Below are 16,760 nucleotides of genomic sequence, written 5' to 3'. Positions count from 1 at the left end.
GCGTCAAGGAGGGGCGGCGGGCCGGAGGTTTGGACATGGGAAGGGGCGACCGTCGCGGAACGGCCGCCCCTTCGCATGTCGTCGCCGCTTCGGGAAAGACCCCTCAGCGCACCCCACCCGCCGGCAGCACCCCGGTCGGGGCCGGGACCCGGCGCATCCGCTCGCGGTGGGCGGTGTAGAGGCCGCTGCCGCAGATCACCAGGACGCCGAGGCCCATCACCGCGTCCGGCACCGTGCCGAAGAACAGGAAGCCGAGGAGGCCGGCCCAGATGATCTGGCTGTAGGAGAACGGCACCAGGGTCGAGGCCGGGGCGTGACGGTAGGCGATGGTGACGATCCAGTGCCCGGCGGTCGAGATGAAGCCGATCGCGGCGCCGATCGCCACCTGGGTCAGGTTCGGGGTCTCCCAGACGAAGGGCACGATCGCCGACAGGATCAGGAAGCCGACGATGGCCGACCAGGTCATGGTGGTCTGCGGCGCGTCGTAGCCGTTGATCTTGCGGGTCGTGACCAGGGCGGCGGCCCAGAACAACGCCGACACGATCGGGAGCAGGGCGGCGACCTGGAAGGCGCTGGTGCCCGGCCGCACGATGATGAGGACGCCGAGGAGGCCCACGAACGCGGCGGCCCAGCGCCGGGCGCCGACCTTCTCGCCGAGGACCGGGATCGACAGGGCGGTGACGAAGATCGGCGACACGAACGCGATCGCGGTGATCTCGGCCACCGGCAGGGAGCGCAGGCCGGCGAGGAACAGCAGGGCGGAGCCGACGAGCGCGATGCCGCGCACCACCTGCAGGCCCGGCCGGGCCGAGCGGAACGGCGAGGCGCCGCGCTTGAACTGCGCCCGCACCACGGCCGCCATCAGCATCACCGCCAGGAAGCCGGTGTAGCGCAGCCACGCCACCTCGATGCCGGAGAGCTGCCCGGTGAGGAACTTGGCGGTGGCATCGGAACTCGACAGGAAGACGGTCGAGATCACCACCAGCACGATGCCGCGCAGGGGCTGGTCGCCGAGCACGGCCGGCAGGGCCGGGCGGGCGGAGGGGGCGGCGGCGAGGGGAAGCGTCAGGGAGGCCACGGGTGTCACGGCGGGTGTGGATGAGGGGCCTCTGTCCTACCACCGCCCCAGCCGGCGAAGCCGTGCCGATTGCGCGCTACGGCCATGCTGCGGGATCAGCCCTAGTTAAGGCACGCTTTACCCGATCGTGTTCGGCCGGCGGCGACTTCACGTGGCTGCGCCATCATCCTGCCGCAAGCCTTAAACCTGTCTCCTGAAAGACTCGTGAAGAGATGTCGTCTTTGTCGGAACCAGATTCAGCATTGCGTGTTGTTTTGCCCGCGCAGGGTGAAGGATCCTGCGCGGGCGAGGCGGTCAGCAGCAGCGGAAGCCGCCGCGGCCGCCGACGCCGAACCGGGCGTTCTGCCGCTCGCGGAAGAACTCCGTCGCGGTCATCGGTTGCTGGTCGGGGTGGGTCTTGCGGATATGGGCGACGTAGGTGTCGTAGTTGCCCTGGCCGACCATCAGGCGCGCCCCGTCGCAGACGCAGCGCGTCAGGGTCGTCCAGCGCTCCCGGAGGGATTCAGCCTTCATCAGCTCACTCCGCCGCCGCCGGCAGCGCCCGCGGATCGGCCTCGAGAGCCGTCCAACGGTCGGCGCGGTAGGCCTTGAGGCAGGCCTTCACGCCGAAGGCGATGATCGCCACCACGACGCCGACGAAGAGCAGCGCCAGCACCGCGTCGATGCGGTCGTTGAACACGATCTGGCGCATCTGGTCGGCGCTCTTGGCCGGCGCCAGCACCTTGCCCTCGGCGAGCGCGGTCGCGTAGCGCTCGGCATGCGCCAGGAAGCCCACCCGCGGATCGGCGGAGAAGACCTTCTGCAGGCCGGCGGTGAGGGTGCAGGCGACGAGCCACAACGTCGGCACGATGGTGACGAGGGCGTAGCGCTCCCGCTTCATCTTGAAGATGACGACGGTGCAGAGCGTGAGCGCGATCGCCGCCAGCATCTGGTTCGAGATTCCGAAGAGCGGCCACAGGGTGTTCACGCCGCCCAGCGGATCGGTGACGCCCTGGTACAGGAAGAAGCCCCAGAACGCGACGCACAGGCCCGTCGCCACGATGCTCGGGCCCCAGGACGACGTGTCCTTGAAGGCCGGCACCGCGACGCCGATCAGGTCCTGGAGCATGAAGCGCCCGGCCCGCGTGCCGGCATCGACGGCGGTGAGGATGAACAGGGCCTCGAACAGGATGGCGAAGTGGTACCAGAACGCCATCATCGCCTTGCCGCCGATGACGTTCGAGATGATGTGGGCCATGCCGACCGCCAGCGTCGGCGCGCCGCCGGCCCGGGAGATCACGGTGTGCTCCCCGACATCCGCCGCCGTCTGCTTGATGGTCTCAGGGCTGATCGGGAAGCCCATGGCGGTGACCGCCGCCGACGCGCTCTCGGGCGTCGTGCCGATCACGGCGCCGGGCGAGTTCATGGTGAAGTACACGCCCGGATCGATGACGCTGGCGGCGACCAGCGCCATCACGGCGACGAACGATTCCATCAGCATCCCGCCATAGCCGATGAAGCGGGCATTGACCTCGTTGTCGATCAGCTTCGGGGTCGTGCCGGACGAGATCAGGCTGTGGAAGCCCGATACCGCGCCGCAGGCGATGGTGATGAACAGGAACGGGAACAGCGAGCCGGACCAGACCGGCCCGGTGCCGTCGACGAACTTCGTCACCGCCGGCATCTGGAGATGCGGCGCCAGCACCAGGATGCCGAGCGCCAGGCCGACGATGGTGCCGATCTTGAGGAAGGTGGAGAGGTAGTCGCGCGGCGCCAGCAGCAGCCAGACCGGCAGGATCGAGGCGACGAAGCCGTACCCGATCAGCATCCAGCACAGCTGCGTGCCGGTGAAGGTGAACAGGGCCGCGAGGGTCGGGTCGTTGGCGACGGTCTGGCCGTAGATGATCGCGGCCATCAGCAATACGAAGCCGAGGATCGAGACCTCGCCGATGCGGCCCGGGCGGATCCAGCGCGAATAGACGCCCATCAGCAGCGCGATCGGGATCGTCGCCATCACCGTGAAGGTGCCCCACGGGCTCTCGGCCAGAGCCTTGACGACGATCAGCGCCAGCACCGCCAGGATGATGACCATGATCAGGAAGGCGCCGAACAAGGCGACGATGCCGGGAATCGTGCCGAGCTCCGAGCGGATCAGCTCGCCGAGCGAGCGGCCGTCGCGGCGCATCGAGACGAACAGCACCATGAAGTCCTGCACGGCGCCGGCCAGCACGACGCCGGCGAGGATCCAGAGCAGGCCCGGCAGGTAGCCCATCTGGGCGGCGAGCACCGGGCCGACCAGCGGGCCGGCGCCCGCGATCGCCGCGAAGTGGTGGCCGAACAGGACGTACTTGTCGGTCGGGACGTAATCGAGCCCGTCGTTGTGGCGCAAAGCCGGGGTCTGGCGGGTCGGGTCGAGCCGCATGATGCGGTCGGCGATGAACAGCGAATAGTAGCGGTAGGCGATCAGGTAGACCGACACCGCCGCAACGACGATCCACAGGGCGTTGACGCTCTCGCCGCGCTGCGTCGCCACCACGGCGAGGGCGGCGGCTCCGAGCGCGCCCACGAGGGCCCAGGGTCCGTGCTTCCGGACGGCAGTCATGGGGCATTTCCTCCCGGCTGTGCCGCCGGGCGGGACAAGGCTTCGGCGGCGTCTTCGACCTTCGGGTAATGGAAATGCCGGGGCCTGCCAATGCAGCGGCGAGCCGGGAATATCGTCTCAGAATGAGACTTTCGTCGTACGGATGGATGACCGGCGCCGCAGGATCGTGCGGGCAGGACCCGACCCCGTCCGGGGTCATCCTGGGGCCGCCGAGCGCGACCCGGGATCCATCGCCGCCGACCCGGAACTACGGTGCGGGCCGCGTCCTGCCCCCTCCTGAACGCCCGACGGTCACCGATCCCGGGATCCCGGCCATGCCGGACCCTAAGGACGACGTCGAGCGGTGTCGATGCCGGCGCGCCTCTCCGAGCGGACGACCGGTCAGTTCGACGGCAGGCCCGCCAGGATGTGGTCGTAGTCCAGGTTCGCGGTCTCGATCACGATCTGCGTCCGGCTGATCACCCCGAGCTTGCGCAGGATCTCCGAGACGTGGGCCTTGACGGTCGAGTCGCCGACGCCGAGCTCGTGGGCGATCTGCTTGTTGAGCTTGCCCTGGCGGATCATCAGCAGCACCCGCACCTGCTGCGGCGTCAGCTCGGCGATGCGCTCGGCGATCGGGGCCTTGCCGGCCTTGCGGCCGGGGGCCTCGGCCGGACCGGCCACGCCCTCGGGCACGAATACGGCGCCGTTGAGCACGTCGGTGATGGCGCGGATCAGCACCGGCTTGCCGGCGGCCTTGGGCACGAAGCCGGCGGCGCCGTGGGCCAGCGCCTCGCGCATGATGCGGGGATCGTCGAGCCCCGAGACGACCAGCACCGGGATGCGCGGGAAGCGGGTGCGGATCGCGATCAGCCCGTCGAACCCGTTGACGCCCTGCATCGTCAGGTCGAGCAGGGTCAGGTCGATCGAGCGGCCGCGGGACAGGGCCGCGCAGGCGCTCTCGATCCCGTCCGCCTCCTCGATCTCGGCGGCCGGGAAGGCGAGGCGCACCGCGCTGCTCAGGGCATCGCGGAACAGCGGGTGGTCGTCGACGATGATCAGGTGCATGTCCGACCCCTCCGCGACGGGCGTCGGCGTCCCGTCCGGCCGCGGAAGAGATACTCCAGGGGCCGGGCTGGTCAATCCCACCATCGCAGCGGATCATCCTCATCAACCGCGCGCCGCCGGGCGACGCGCGAGTGGGCAGACGCGCCAGCCTGACGGCAAGCGCACGGGTAGATCGGGGGCAGCAGAGCCGCCGTACCCTTAAAGTCGAGGTAAGAGTTACCATGCGGGGCCGGCAGCAGCCACAGTGCTTTGGTATGGAGCCCCGACGACGAGTCCGCGTTCTGCACCTTGGTCCAATGGTGGGCGGCGACGAGCCGGTCCTATCGTCGTGCGACCTCGGCGGCGAAGGATCTCCTCCAAGGACCCTCCGGCCGCGGAGCGGGCGGGAGCGGAGCGTGGCATCTGGACGTCAGCGGCGCGTGGGGCGTCGCCGGCGGCCGATCGCGGGGGCGATCGCCCCTCCGGTCCTCCAAGCGCAGGCGCGGCCGCCGCACCGGCCGCGCCTGCGTGCCTTGCGGTCACCCGCGCCCGGTCACCCGCGCCCTTGACGGATGATTGCCGCGTTGCCAGTCCCTCCTGCCCACCGCATAATGCGGTGAAGGCCGCGACCGAGACGGCGGCCCAAACACGGCAACGAGGGGGAGACGACCTGTGGCGCAGGGCACGCGCACGCGTTCGCATCGCTGCGGAATACAGACGGCCTGGACCGAGGCGGCCGGGGCGGAGGCCGCCGTGGCGGCGCTCGCCGCCTCCCTCGACGTGGCCCGCATCGCCCATCTCGTCATCTTCTTCTCGCCGGTCTACGGCGTCGAGGCGCTGAACGCCGCCCTCGGCCGCGCCTTTCCGGGCGTGCGGGTCGCCGGCTGCACCTCCTCCGGCGAGATCAGCCCGATGGCCGGGCTCGACCGCGGCCTCGTCGCGATCGCCTTCCCGCATGACGGCTTCCGCATCGCCTCGACGGTGCTGGAGGCGGTCGACAACCTCGACGCCGAGCGCGCCTCGGCCTCGATCCGGTCCCTGCGCTGCGCCATGGAGAAGATCGGCCGCGGCGGCCAGCGTTTCGCGATCTCGCTCATCGACGGGCTCGCCAATGCCGAGGAGACGGTGATCGCCGCGATCGGCTACGGCCTCGACGGGGTGCCCCTCGTCGGCGGCTCGGCCGGGGACGAGCTGACCTTCTCGGAGACCGCCCTGATCCATGACGGGCAGGTCCACCGCCGGGCGGCGATCCTGCTGCTGATCGAATCCGATTTCCCGGTCGAGATCTTCAAGAACGACAATTTCGAGCCGACCGGGGTCAAGTTCGTCGTCACCGACACCGATGACGAGCAGCGCACGGTGCGCGAGCTCAACGCCGAGCCGGCGGCGGTCGAGTACGCCAATGCGCTCGGCATCGAGCCCGACGCGCTCACCCCGACGAGCTTCGCGGCACATCCGCTGGTGGTGCGGGTCGGCGGCGACTATTTCTGCCGCTCGATCCGCCACCTCAACCCGGACCAGTCGCTGAGCTTCCATTGCGCCATCGAGAGCGGCGTCGTGCTGACGCTGGCGCGCCAGAAGGACCTGGTCGAGGCGACCCGCGAGGAGCTGGCCCGGCTCGACGCCCGGCTCGGCGGCGTCGACCTGGTGATCGGCTTCGAATGCGTGCTGCGCCGCCTCGATGCCGAGATCCACCAGGCCCGCCACAGCATCGCCGAGCTCTACCGGCACTACAACGTCGTCGGCTTCGAGACCTATGGCGAGCAGTACCGCTCGATGCACCTGAACCAGACCTTCACGGGCATCGCCATCGGCCGGCCCGCCGGCCCGTGAGCACGCAGGAACCGCCGGCCGGCCAGAGCGGCGCGGCCGAGAACGACGTCGCCGCCCTGCATCGCCGCATCGCCAAGCTGGAGCGCATCAACGCCGCCCTGATGTCCCAGGTCGAGCGCACGATGGACCAGCGCGGCAGCGCCTACTCGCTGTTCCAGACCGCCATCACCCTCGAAGGCCAGGTCCGCGCCCGCACCGAGGAGCTGACGGCCCTGATGCGCAGCCTGGAGCGCTCGAACCAGGCCCTCACCGCCGCCAAGGAGGAGGCCGAGCGCGCCAACCGCTCGAAGACCCGCTTCCTCGCCGCGGCGAGCCACGACCTGCTCCAGCCCCTCAACGCCGCCCGGCTGTCGATCTCGGCGCTCGCCGAGATGCGGATGGGGCCGGAGCCCCGCGTCGTGGTCGGCCAGGTCGAGCGCGGCCTGCAGACCATCGAGGACCTGATCAAGACGCTGCTCGACATCTCGAAGCTCGATGCCGGGCTGATCCAGCCGGTGGTTCGGCCGGTGCGCGTCGCCGACGTGCTCGAGAGCGTCGAGGCGAGCTTCGGGCCGCTCGCCGCCCGCAAGGGCCTGCGCCTCTCGGTGCGCGGCGGCCGCTCTTGGGTGTCGAGCGATCTGGTGCTGCTCCAGCGCATCCTGCAGAACCTGGTCTCGAACGCGATCCGCTACACCGCTGCCGGCGGCGTGCTGGTGGCGGCGCGCCGGCGCGGGCCCGAGATCCGCATCGACGTGGTCGATTCCGGCGCCGGCATCCCGGAGGACGAACGGGAGCTGATCTTCGAGGAGTTCCACCGCGGCGGGCGCGAGAGCGTCGACGGCGAGATCGCCCTCGGCCTCGGGCTGTCGATCGTGCGCCGCTCGGCCCAGGCGCTCGGCCACCCCTTGAGCCTCGAATCCCGGGTCGGCCACGGCTCGCGCTTCAGCCTGCACCTGCCGCCCTGCGCCCCCGAGGCACCCCGGCCCGCCCCCTCGCTGGTGCCGCCGACGAGCCTCACCGGCGCCCGCATCGCCTTGATCGAGAACGACAAGGCGGCGCTCGAAGCCCTGGCGCGGCTGTTCCACGGCTGGGATGCCAATGCCTTCGCGGCCCGCGACCACCTCAGCCTGGTGCGGCTGCTGGGCACCACCTGGAGCCCCGACGTGATCGTGGCCGATTTCCACCTCGACGGCGGCGCCTGCGGCCTCGACACCGTGGCCTGGCTGCGCTCGGTCCATGGCCACGACATCCCGGCGGTGATCACCACCGCCGATCACTCCTCCGAGGTCGAGGCCCGGGTGCGGGCGGCCCGCTGCGAGCTCGTCCACAAGCCGCTCAAGCCGGCGCAGCTGCGGGCTTTGCTCGCGCATCTGCTGACCCGAGGCTGATTCCCGCCGCGACGGCGTTCCGGGACACGGACGAGCGCTGCCGCTTTCTCCGCCGGAGAGGCGGCGCCCGACCCTGTGAGCCTGGAGCACGGCACGCCGGGACCTCGGAACCCCGACCACCGCTCGCCTCCGATCCGGGCTCTCCCGACACCCCGGCGCGATCAAGGTCTTACTACGTCCGACCTATACCGCTCGGCATGTACAATGTTTCTGATTGTAATCTTGTTAGAATGGCCTAACCGTTCTTGGAAATAGACGGTCACTCACGCGCAACATAATACTTGCCGTCAACAAGTTGGGTGAGTGGCGCGGACCAAATGCCGAATTGTCATGGCACCTCTCCGCGTGTGGGGAGGTCCGAGTGGTACGAGTACTTCTGACCGGCGCGACCGGGTTCCTCGGCGGCGCCGTCCTGCATCAGGCTCTGAGCCGTCGCGACGGCACCGAATGGGTCTGCCTCGTGCGCTGCGCCACCGCCGAGCAGGGCCGGCAGCGGATCGCCGCCCGGCTGTCGCGCTTCACCGATCCCTTCACCGCCCAGCGCCTCGCCCGCACGGTCGAGGTGGTGCCGGGGGATTTCACCCGCGCCGATCTCGACGCCGACCCGCGGCTCGATTCGGTCACCCACGTGCTGCATCTCGCCGCCGACACCTCGTGGTGGGGCGAGGAGCGGGTCAGCCGCACCAACCACGACGGCACGCTGGCCCTCGCCCGCCGGGCGCGGGGCATGCCGGGCCTCGTGCGCTTCCTGCACGTCAGCACCGCGATGATCTGCGGCGCCGAGGCGCCGTCCCTCGTCGAGGAGGCGGCCTATCCGTCGCGGGAGGCCCGCCACCTCGTCGCCTACACGGTCTCGAAGGCGGCGGCCGAGACCTCGCTCGCCGGCAGCTTCGCCGACCTGCCGATCGTGGTCGCCCGCCCGTCGATCGTGGTCGGGCACTCGATGCTCGGCGCGGCGCCGAGTTCGAGCATCCTGTGGGTGATCCGTGCCGCCGACCGCCTGCGGCTGGTCCCGTGCGCGCCCGAGAGCGCGGTCGACATCGTCCCGGTCGACTGGGTCGCCGACAGCCTGCTCGGCCTGCTGCGCAAGCCGAGTCTCGCCCACACTCTCTACCACCTCTCGGCGGGCGAGGGCGCCCGCGCCCGCTGGGCCGACCTGATGCGGGCCTTCGCGGCCGCCGATCCGGCCGGCGGCCCGCGCGACGACTTCGCCCGCTTCGACCTCGCCGCCGACCGGGTGCTGCTGCGCCGGCGTTTCGCCGAGACCTTCGGCCTCGACGGGTCGCTGAAGCAGGCGATGCTGCGGGCGGTGCGGGCCTACTACGCCTTCTGCTCCCTCGACCTGACCTTCTCGAACGCCCGGCTCCTCGCCGAGGGGCTGGCGCCGCCGCCGCCTTTCACCGATTACCTCAAGGTCTGCCTCGCCAACGCCCCCGACATCGCCGAGCAGTTCGCCGACGACCTCGACATGTTCGTGGCGCCGGCCCCGAGTTCCGCCCCGGGCCCGGCCCTCCCGCGGACGGCGAGCGCATGAACCCGTTCCTCACCCTGGCGGTGGCGATCGGCGCCGAGATCACCGCGACGCTCGCCCTCAAGGCCGCGGACGGCTTCACCCGCCCGGGTCCGACGCTCCTCGTCGCCCTCGGCTACGGCACCGCCCTGTGGCTGATGTCGACCAGCATGGACATGCTGCCGATCGGAATCGTCTACGCGATCTGGGCCGGGGTGGGCATGGTCGGCGCGGCGCTCGGCGGTGCGGTTCTGTTCGGCGAGCCGGTGAGCCCGCTGATGATCCTCGGCATCGGGGTGATCGCGCTCGGCGTTGGCATTCTGGCGGCGGCGCAGGCTCACGCCTGAGGACGCATGGCTGCGGCGAGCAGCTGCACGCCGCCGTCGATCGCCGCCCGCATCGCCGCCTCGTCCCAGTGCACCCGGGCGAGCACGTAGCCGCCCTCGACGATCGCCAGCAGCGCGGCCGCCAGGGCGGCGGGCGCGAGGCCGGGCGCCAGCTGGCCCGCCTCCCTCGCCTCCGCCAGGCTCGCGCGCAAGGAGGTCTCGATGTGCCCGAGATAGGCCGCGACCGGCTCCCGCAGGGCCGGCTCCTCCATCGCCGCCTCGTTGGCGAGGCGGGCGAGGCGGCAGCCGCGCAGGGCTTGCCGCTCCCGGGTGAGATAGGCCCTCACGCGGTCGAGGGGCGGGGTGCCGGGCGTGAACAGCGCGTCGATGACCCCGATCTCCTCGGCGGCCATCTCGGCGAGCGCCGTCGCCGCCACCTCTCTTTTCCCGGGGAAGTGGTGGTAGAGGCTGCCCTGGCCGGCCCCGCTCAGCGCCATCACGTCGCGCGGGCTCGTCGCCTCGTAGCCGCGCTCCCACAAGAGCGTCTTCGCCGCCGCGACGATCGCCTCGCGTTTCGATGATCCCGGCCGTGCCAATGCCGTCCCTCCTGCTCCCGGCAGAGCTGTCCGGGGACAGGACGGCGCGAGACATCTCTTCTCCCCGCGGGGCGGGGAGAGGGCTGTGGTCCCGTTCGCGGAGCCCAGCAAGCCGGCAGGGCGAGGGTTGAGGATGAGGGGGGCTGCCGGAGAAGCCTCAATCCACAGGCAGCCCTTCACCCCCGCCCCGGCTTCCGCCTCCGCCACCCCCGAACGGCGACACGGCCCGCTCCCCGCCCGCCGGGAGAAAAGGATTCCCGCGCCATCCTCGTCCTCGGACGGCTTCGCATCGTCGACGCGGGTATGCCGCGCCGCGGCCCGGCGGGCCAGGGCCTCAGGCCGTCCCGGTCAGATGGGGCGGCGCAGCGTCGGCGTAGGTCGCGAGGCCGTGGCCGAAGGACCAGTTCTCGCGGGCGATCTCGACCAGGGTGACCAGCACGTCCTCCGGCCGGATGCCGAGGGCACCGAGATTGGCGGCGATGCCGGCGAACAGAGCCTTCTTCTGCGCCACGCTGCGCCCGGTCGAGAGATGGACCTGGATCATCACCAGGGCGTCGGTACGGGCGATGCCGAGATAGGCGGGATCGTAGATCACGTCGTCGAACTGGCTCGACACGACCTGGAACCGGTCGTCGGCCGGGATGCCGATGCTGTCGACCAGGGCGTCGTGGACGGCGTCGGCGATGGCGCGGCGCTCGCCGGGCGAACGGTCGCGCTTCAGGGTGATGGTCACCAGGGGCATGGAGGGATCTCCCGGGCTGCGACAGCAGCCTCGATCCTTTTACTGTACCTACTGGTATGTACGTAACGGTGGCGCGGACATTCCAGGCCTGCGCCGGGATCACGGCTCCCGGATCATCGCTCGAGGATCATCGCGTCCATCGCCTGCCGCCCCTGCCAGCCATGGCGCACGAGTTCCGGGTCGGCATGCTCCTCCGCCGGGTAGCCGATGCAGAGATAGGCGACCAGCCTCCAGGCCTGCGGCACGTCGAGGGCCCCGGTCACCTCCTCGGGGCACAGGATCGACACCCAGCCGACCCCGAGGCCATGGGCCCGGGCCGCGAGCCAGAAGGTGTGCACCGCCGTCACGGCGGAGTAGCGCAACATCTCCGGCATGGTGCCGCGGCCGAGGCCGTGGCCGGCCGCCGTACCCTCGTCGCAGAACACCGCCAGGTGTACCGGCGCCTCGCGCAGGCCCGCGAGCTTGAGGCGGCGATAGGCGGCGGCACGCTCGTCGTCGTAAGTGGCGGCGGCCGCGTCGTTGCAGCGGACGAAGCTCGCCGCCACCGCCGCACGCCGGCCAGGATCCGTCACGCGCACGAAGCGCCAAGGCTGGCTGTTGCCGACCGACGGGCTGAGGCAGGCGAGGGCGAGGCAGGCCCGCACCGCCTCCTCCGGCACCGGATCGGGGCGAAAGCGCCGCACGTCGCGGCGCCAGGCGAGAAGCTCCGCGAAGCGGGCCCGGAACGCCTGCCCGAATTCCGGCGCGCCGGCGGCCGCCTCGGTCACGAGTGCGCCGGATCCGGCCGGGCAGGATCCTGCCGCGCCAGATCCCCGAGCAGGCTCGCCGCGACCGAGACCTTCGACACCGTGAGGCCCGAGGCCGCGATCGCCGCGATCGCGGTGCGGATGCGGGCGAGCGAGGCGCCGCGGGCGGCGCTCCAGGCCTCGACCGCGGCGGCGCCCTGCGACTTGAAGGCCGCGGCCTCGGCGGTGAGCGCCCGGTGGGACGCGGCGATGCCCGCCACCGCGCGTTCCAGCGCGATGCGGTCGAAGGTGTCGGTCACCGGCACCGCCCGGGCAGCGGTCGCGAGCGCGTTGAGGCGGAAGAGGTCGGCGAGCGCGAAGTGGGTCGCGGCGATCGCCGCCGGCGGACGCCCGGTCGCCTCGGCGACCTGGACGATGTCGGGGGCGGCGCCGAGCTCGCCCAAGGACGCGAGGCGGGAGGCCAGGGCCTCCGGCACGCCGTGATCGGCGAGCGCCCGGATGCGCCGGGCCAGGGCCTCGGCCGCCGCCGGCGGCAGGGCGCCCGGCAAGGCCCGGGCAACCGCCGCGATGCCGTCGCGGTAGCGCGTGACCGCCGCCGCGATGCCGCCCGGCGCCGCCTCGCCGTTGCGGATGAACCAGACCATGCGCTGGCGCAGCAGGTCCTGCAAGTCGGCATAGAGGGCGAGCTGCTGGTCGCCGGAAATCGTACCGTCGAGGCCGTCCACCGCCTTGTTGAGGTCGATCAGCCCGAAGGCGTCGCGGGTGACCGCGTAGGCGGCGGCGATGGCGGGGGCCTCGGCGCCGGTCTCGTCGGCGAGCCGGCTGACGATGGTCGGCCCGCCGCGGTTGACGATGGCGTTGGCGAGGCTCGTGGCGATGATCTCCCGGCGCAGGCGGTGGCCCTGCACCGCGTCGGGGTAGCGCGCCACCAGCACCGGTGGGAACGAGCGTTCCAGCTCCCGGGCGAGGTACGGATCGTCCGGCACCGCGGAGTCGAGGAGCGCGTCCTTGAGGGCGAGCTTGGCGTAGGCGAGCAGCACCGCCAGTTCCGGCCGGGTCAGGCCCTCGCCCCCTTGCGCCCGCTCGGAGAGGGTCGCGTCGGAGGGCAGGAACTCGACGCTGCGGTCGAGGCGGCCATCCCCTTCGAGCGTCTGCATCAGCCGCGCGGCGAAGCCCGTCTCCGCCGCGGCCGAGCGCTGGGCGAGCGACAGGGCGAGGGTCTGGAGCTGGTTGTTCCGCAGGACGAGGTCGGCCACCGCCTCGGTCATGCCGGAGAGCAGCGCGTTGCGGCTCTCCGGGCTGAGACGGCCGTCGCGCTCCGGCGTCGCCAGGGCGATCTTGATGTTGACCTCGACGTCCGAGGTGTTGACCCCGGCCGAGTTGTCGATGGCGTCGGTGTTGAGGCGGACCCCGCGGCGCGCGGCCTCGATCCGGCCGCGCTGGGTGAGGCCGAGATTCGCGCCCTCGCCGACCACCCGGGCGCGCAGCTCCGCGCCGGTGATGCGGATCGCGTCGTTCGCCCGGTCGCCGGCCTCGTCGTCGCTCTCGGAACCCGCGCGCACGTAGGTGCCGATGCCGCCGAACCACAGCAGGTCGACGGGCGCGCGCAGGATCGCCTGCATCACCTCGGCCGGGGTCGCCTCGTCGCGGTCGAGCCCGAGGCGGGCACGGACCTGCGGGGACAGCGGCACGCTCTTGGCCTGCCGCGAGAAGACCCCGCCGCCGGCCGAGATCGCTTGGCGGTCGTAATCGGCCCAGGACGAGCGCGGCAGATCGAACAGCCGCCGGCGCTCGGCGAAGGCCAGGCCCGGGTCGGGATCGGGGTCGAGGAAGATGTCGCGGTGGTCGAAGGCCGCCACTAGCTTCAGGCTGCGCGACAGCAGCATGCCGTTGCCGAACACGTCGCCCGACATGTCGCCGACGCCCGCGACCGTCACCGGCTCGGCCTGGATGTCGATGTCGACCTCGCGGAAATGGCGCTTGACCGCCTCCCAGGCGCCCCGGGCGGTGATGCCCATCTGCTTGTGGTCGTAGCCCTGGCTGCCGCCCGACGCGAAGGCGTCGCCGAGCCAGTGATGCGCCTCCAGCGACAGGGCGTTGGCGACGTCCGAGAAGGTGGCGGTGCCCTTGTCGGCGGCGACGACCAGGTAGGCGTCGTCCTCGTCGTGCCGCACCGTCTCCGGCGGCGGTACGATGGCGCCGTCGACGATGTTGTCGGTGAGCGAGAGGAGCGTGCGGATGAAGATCCGGTAGCTCTCGGTGCCCTCCTGCATCCAGGCCTGACGGTCGGTGGCGGGCGGCAGGCGCTTGGGGAAGAACCCGCCCTTGGCGCCGACCGGCACGATCACCGCGTTCTTGACCTGCTGCGCCTTGACGAGGCCCAGCACCTCGGTGCGGAAATCCTCCGGCCTGTCCGACCAGCGCAAGCCGCCCCGGGCGATGTAGCCGAAGCGCAGGTGCACGCCCTCGACGCGGGGGCTGTAGACGAAGATCTCGAAGAGCGGCCGGGGCAGCGGCATGCCCTCGACCCTGGCGCAGCGGAACTTGAACGCGATGGTCTCGGGCGGCAGGCCGTTGCGGCCGATCTGGAAGAAGTTCGTGCGCTGCGCCGACTCGACCAGGTTGACGAAGCGGCGCAGGATCCGGTCCTCGTCGAGGCTGGTGACGCCGGCGAGATCCGCCTCGATCTCGGCGCGCACCGTCTCTTGGCGCTCGGCACGATCTCCGGCGAGGCGGGGGTCGAAGCGGGCGTAGAACAGGGCGACCAGCCGGCGCGCGAGAGCGGGATGGCGCGACAGCGTCGCCGCGAGGTAGTCCTGGCCGTAGCGGATCCGTAGCTGGCGCAGGTAGCGCCCGAGCGCCCGCACCAGGGCGACGTCGCGCCAGCCGAGCCCGGCCTCCAGCACCAGGCGGTTATAGGCGTCCGACTCGGCGAGGTCGCGGGCCAGCGCCAGCAGGGCCGCCTCGACCGGGCCCTCGACCGCCGCGACGTCGATGGCGCCGCCGCCGGCGCGCTCGAGCACCATGTCGTGCAGCCAGACCCGGGCACCGGCGCCTTCGGGCTTGAGGCGGTACGAGCGCTCCTCGATCACCCGGAACCCCAGATTCTCCAGCACCGGCACCCGCTCGGACAAGGGCAGGGCGGCGCCGCGGGAGAAGACCTTGAGGCCGATCCGGGTATCGGGATCGCCGGGCCGGCGAAACAGGTCGACCGCCCGGGGCTGGCCTTCCGAGATCCGCTCCAGGATGGCGATGTCGGGCAGCGCCTGGGCGCCGGCATACATCTCGCGGTAGCCCGCCGGGAAGGCGTCGGCATAGACCGAGGCCAACCCGCGCGCGTCGCCGCCGCGGGCCCGACCCAAGGCCTCGCGCAGCGCATCGGCCCAGGTGCGGGACAGATCGGCGATGCCGGCCTCGAGCCGGCCGGCATCGATCTCCTCGGGCGGCGCGTCCGGCGTCGCCACGATGACGTGGAGGCGGGCGAGCGGCCCCTCGGGATAATCGGGCACGATGGTCGAGAGGCGCCCGCCGAGCTCCTCGGCGAGATAGGCGCCGATCCGGGCCTGGAGGCGAGCGTCGGTGCGGTCCTTCGGCAGGTAGGCGAGCAACGAGACGAAGCGGCCGAACTTGTCGGGCCGGGCCAGCACCCGCACCCGCGGCCGGTCGGCGAGCGACACGATGGCGAGCGCGAAGCGCAGGAGCAGGTCGGCGTCGATCTGGAACAGGTCGTCGCGCGGATAGGTCTCGAGCACGTGGACGAGGGAGCGCCCGGCATGGCTCGTCGGATCGAGGCCGGCTTTGCTCAGCACGGACGCCACCTTGCGGCGCAGATACGGCACCTCCTCGGCCCGGCTCGCATAGGCGCTGCCGGTGAACAGGCCGACGAGGCGCAATTCGTCCGGAAGCCCGCCGTCCCGCGGGAACAGCTTGATCGCCACCATGTCGAGATGGGCCTGCCGGCGCACCCGCGCGCGCAGGCTGGCCTTGGTCACGAGAAGGGCCTCCGGCCCCTCCAGGAAGGCGCGGATCTCCGGCGTCACCGCCACCATGGCGTCGCCCCGGCGCAGGACCTCGACGGCGGGGTCCCGCAGGAGGCCGAGCCCGCTTCCCGGCACGCCGGCATGATCGGCGTGGCCCTCCGTCCGGTACTCGCGCAGGCCCAGCAGCACGAAATGCCCGTCGCGCAGCCAGTCGAGGAAGGCCCGGGCCTCCATCCGCTCGTCCGGGGCAAGGGACGAGGGCGCCTCGGCGCAGGACGCCGCCGCCTCGGCCAAACGCCCGGTCATCGCCGCGTGGTCGGCTGCGGCGGCCGCGACGTCGGCATAGACCCGGGCCAGGCTGGCGGCGAGGGCGGCGCGGGCCGCCTCGTCGTCGATGCGGTCGAGATGGACGTGGATGAAGCTCTCGCGGGCGAGGCCGTCGGTCTCGCCGGCTTCCTGCGCCGTGGTCTCGCCGACCACCCGCACCAGGGTGCCCTCGGCGTCGCGCTCGACCCCGAGGATCGGATGGGCGACGAGGCGGGGTTGGTACCCGCGCCCGACCAGCTCGGCGAGCGTCGACTCGAGCAGGAACGGCCGGTTGGCGTTGACCGCCTCCAGCACCGTCAGGTCGCGACGGCGCCCGCCCTGGTCGGCCTCGATGTCGGAGAGGCGCACGGCGCTGATCGTGCGGCGGGGGCGGGCGGCGGCGAGGTGGGCGCGGGCGGCGAGGGCCAGCTCGGCCAAAGTCTCGGGGGCGTAGCCGGTCAGATCCTCGGGCGCGACGCGGCCGAAGAGGTCGCGGACGAAGCCGCCGGGGCCGCCGATGTCCTCGGCGACCGCCGCCGCGGCGGCGATCAGGTCGGTGCGGCTGGCCTTCGCTTCGGCGGTCGCGGTCGCGGTCGAGGGTTCCACGTCTGCACGTCCTCTGCCGAGGTTGATGACCGGAGCGGTGGCACAGCCCACCGACCCCCGCAA

12 protein-coding genes are annotated in these 16,760 nt (G+C 71.8%); 4 read left to right on the top strand and 8 right to left on the bottom strand.

What is annotated here, in order from left to right; all coding sequences use genetic code 11:
• Positions 1–103: 103 nt before the first annotated feature.
• From FF100_RS22665 to FF100_RS22650, 4 genes are all read right to left on the bottom strand, one after another.
• Complete coding sequence (locus FF100_RS22665; RefSeq protein WP_171070300.1) at positions 104–1,069, bottom strand: DMT family transporter; 966 nt, start codon at positions 1,067–1,069, stop codon at positions 104–106.
• A 303-nt stretch (positions 1,070–1,372) separates the two neighbouring features.
• The gene (locus tag FF100_RS22660) at positions 1,373–1,591 is read right to left on the bottom strand and encodes a YbdD/YjiX family protein (protein ID WP_139038027.1); all 219 of its coding nucleotides are present in this window, start codon (positions 1,589–1,591) and stop codon (positions 1,373–1,375) included.
• Positions 1,592–1,595: 4 nt separating this feature from the next.
• Entirely contained in the window at positions 1,596–3,659 is a 2,064-nt protein-coding gene (locus FF100_RS22655) for a carbon starvation CstA family protein (RefSeq protein WP_139038026.1), read from the bottom strand.
• Between the two features lie 381 nt (positions 3,660–4,040).
• The gene (locus tag FF100_RS22650; protein ID WP_139038025.1) at positions 4,041–4,706 is read right to left on the bottom strand and encodes a response regulator; all 666 of its coding nucleotides are present in this window, start codon (positions 4,704–4,706) and stop codon (positions 4,041–4,043) included.
• Between the two features lie 651 nt (positions 4,707–5,357).
• On the opposite strand from FF100_RS22650, the gene FF100_RS22645 reads away from it, so the two are divergent.
• The 4 genes from FF100_RS22645 (at position 5,358) to FF100_RS22630 (ending at position 9,742) form a co-directional block, all read left to right on the top strand.
• Positions 5,358–6,518 (top strand): FIST N-terminal domain-containing protein, encoded by a 1,161-nt coding sequence (locus FF100_RS22645; protein ID WP_139038024.1) that lies wholly within the window; start codon positions 5,358–5,360, stop codon positions 6,516–6,518.
• Positions 6,519–6,619: 101 nt separating this feature from the next.
• Positions 6,620–7,885 carry an ATP-binding response regulator gene (locus FF100_RS22640; protein WP_139038122.1) on the top strand — a complete coding sequence of 422 codons (1,266 nt, stop codon included), beginning with the start codon at positions 6,620–6,622 and terminating at the stop codon, positions 7,883–7,885.
• 361 nt (positions 7,886–8,246) lie between these two features.
• Entirely contained in the window at positions 8,247–9,419 is a 1,173-nt protein-coding gene (locus tag FF100_RS22635) for an SDR family oxidoreductase (protein WP_246102237.1), read from the top strand.
• The gene (locus tag FF100_RS22630; protein WP_139038023.1) at positions 9,416–9,742 is read left to right on the top strand and encodes a DMT family transporter; all 327 of its coding nucleotides are present in this window, start codon (positions 9,416–9,418) and stop codon (positions 9,740–9,742) included. Before FF100_RS22635 ends, FF100_RS22630 begins: the two co-directional genes overlap by 4 nt.
• On the opposite strand, the gene FF100_RS22625 is transcribed toward FF100_RS22630, so the two are convergent.
• The 4 genes from FF100_RS22625 to FF100_RS22610 all read right to left on the bottom strand — a co-directional run bounded on the left by FF100_RS22625 (position 9,733) and on the right by FF100_RS22610 (position 16,697).
• Complete coding sequence (locus FF100_RS22625) at positions 9,733–10,317, bottom strand: TetR/AcrR family transcriptional regulator (RefSeq protein ID WP_139038022.1); 585 nt, start codon at positions 10,315–10,317, stop codon at positions 9,733–9,735. The genes FF100_RS22630 and FF100_RS22625 overlap by 10 nt on opposite strands.
• Before the next feature lie 334 nt (positions 10,318–10,651).
• Entirely contained in the window at positions 10,652–11,059 is a 408-nt protein-coding gene (locus FF100_RS22620) for a tautomerase family protein (RefSeq protein ID WP_139038021.1), read from the bottom strand.
• Positions 11,060–11,172: 113 nt separating this feature from the next.
• Positions 11,173–11,826 (bottom strand): 5,6-dimethylbenzimidazole synthase, encoded by a 654-nt coding sequence (bluB, locus tag FF100_RS22615; protein ID WP_139038020.1) that lies wholly within the window; start codon positions 11,824–11,826, stop codon positions 11,173–11,175.
• The gene (locus FF100_RS22610) at positions 11,823–16,697 is read right to left on the bottom strand and encodes an NAD-glutamate dehydrogenase (protein WP_139038019.1); all 4,875 of its coding nucleotides are present in this window, start codon (positions 16,695–16,697) and stop codon (positions 11,823–11,825) included. Before FF100_RS22610 ends, bluB begins: the two co-directional genes overlap by 4 nt.
• Positions 16,698–16,760: the final 63 nt, after the last annotated feature.

This window comes from Methylobacterium terricola (assembly GCF_006151805.1).
Classification (GTDB): domain Bacteria; phylum Pseudomonadota; class Alphaproteobacteria; order Rhizobiales; family Beijerinckiaceae; genus Methylobacterium; species Methylobacterium terricola.
This window is presented reverse-complemented; position numbering and strand designations above follow the sequence as displayed.